General features: G+C 69.8%; 1 protein-coding gene. It reads left to right on the top strand.

Annotated features, from left to right (window positions below; genetic code table 11):
- Positions 1-303: 303 nt before the first annotated feature.
- Positions 304-1,518: an IS4 family transposase gene (locus tag VGJ14_10950; protein HEY2832931.1), complete on the top strand. Its 1,215-nt coding sequence runs from the start codon at positions 304-306 to the stop codon at positions 1,516-1,518.
- Positions 1,519-1,695 lie beyond the last annotated feature (177 nt).

Below are 1,695 nucleotides of genomic sequence, written 5' to 3'. Positions count from 1 at the left end.
CGGATGGGCGGCCGAAGCCCGCGACCAGACAACTGCTCGTTTCCGCGCGGTGGCGGCGTCAGCCTTCTGGCAGCCAAAGGTTTTGGGCGGTCAGCGGTAGCTCCTGCGCCTGGCCGTGGGCGGTGGTGAGCGCGGAGACCTCGGTGATCCCGTGTCCACCGGGCCGGAGATGGAGCTCCCAGCGACCTCAGGGTTCAATGCCACGTAGCCTATGGTGATCACGGGTTGGCCTGGGTGTTCGGGGTGGTGTCGTAGTCTTGGTTCGTGTCGGTGGGCTCTGGTGTGGATCGTGGCCGTGTGGTGATGGATCAGGTTTCTCTCGGGGTGCTGGTCGAGGCGGTGCCCCGGTTCAAGGTGGATCAGGCCTTGAATGACGAGAAGATCAGGGCTTTGCGGTCGGATGGGAAGCTGCCGCCTCATGTGACGGCGTATCTGACGATGGCGATGGCGCTGTTCGCGCAGGACAGCGCGGAGGAGGTGGCCACCAGGGTCACCGGGTCGCTGGACGCGTTCGGGGTGTGGGACGCTGCATGGGGCGTGCCGACCTCCTCCGGGATCACACAGGCGCGTAAACGGTTGGGCCCTGACGTACTGTGCCGGGTGTTCGGGTATTGTGCCGTACCGGTCGCGGTGGAGGAGGAGACCCGGGGCGCGTTCGCGTGCGGGTTGCGGGTGATGGCGATCGACGGGTTCGGGATGGACGTGCCCGACACCCCGGGCAACGCCGCGCAGTTCGGGTACTCCACCTCCGGGGGCAACCCGTCCGCGTTCCCGAAGGTACGGGTGGTCGGGATCACCGAGTGCGCCAGCCACTGCTTCGTCGAGGCGAACATCGGCCCGTACACCACCGGGGAGCAGACCCTGGCCGCGCCGCTCCTCTCGCGCCTGGACCGGACCTGGCTGCTGACCGCCGACCGCGGGTTCTACAGTTTCCCGGCCTGGTCGGACGCGGCCGGCACCGGGGCCGGGCTGCTGTGGCGGGTCAAGGCCGACGTGCGCCTGCCGTGCCTGCGGGTGCTCGAGGACGGCACGTACCTGTCCGTGGTCCTCGACCGCGAGATCCGCGGCGCCCGGCGGGAGGCGATCGTGCGGGCCGCCGAAGCCGGGCAGGTGCTCGATCCGCACCAGGCCCGCCGGGTACGGGTGGTCGAATACGATGTGCCCGACCGCGCCGGAGCCGAGGGCACCGAGTTGGTCTGCCTGATCACGAACCTGCTCGACCCGGCGAGCGCGCCGGCCGAGGTCCTCGCGTCCTGCTACCACCAGCGGTGGGAGCAGGAAACCGCGCACGACCAGATCGAGACCGACCTGCGCGGCTCCGGACGCGTCCTGCGCTCACGGCTACCGGACCTGGTCTACCAGGAGGTGTGGGCCTACCTCCTGGTCCACTACGCGATCAACGCGCTGATCTGCCGGGCGGCTACCGGCGCGGACATCGACCCGGACCGGGTCAGCTTCGTCAAGGCCGTGCGCATCGCGCGCCGTACCGCCACCGGTACCGCGCGTTTTTCCCCCTGAGCAGATGAAAGCCCCCGCCGCCCGCGCCGCCGCGCAGCTGACCGCGCCCAGCGCGCTCAACCGGCCCCGCCGCGAACGCACCTACCCCCGCGCCGTCAAACGCATCCGACACAACCCACACCGGGTGAAAAGGGCTACTGATACCGGCATACGGCACACCGCCCCGCCCACCATCCG

The organism is Sporichthyaceae bacterium (assembly GCA_036493475.1).
In the GTDB taxonomy this organism is placed as follows: domain Bacteria; phylum Actinomycetota; class Actinomycetes; order Sporichthyales; family Sporichthyaceae; genus DASQPJ01.
Note: the sequence above shows the minus strand (reverse complement) of the source record. Positions and strands in the feature narration are given on the sequence as shown.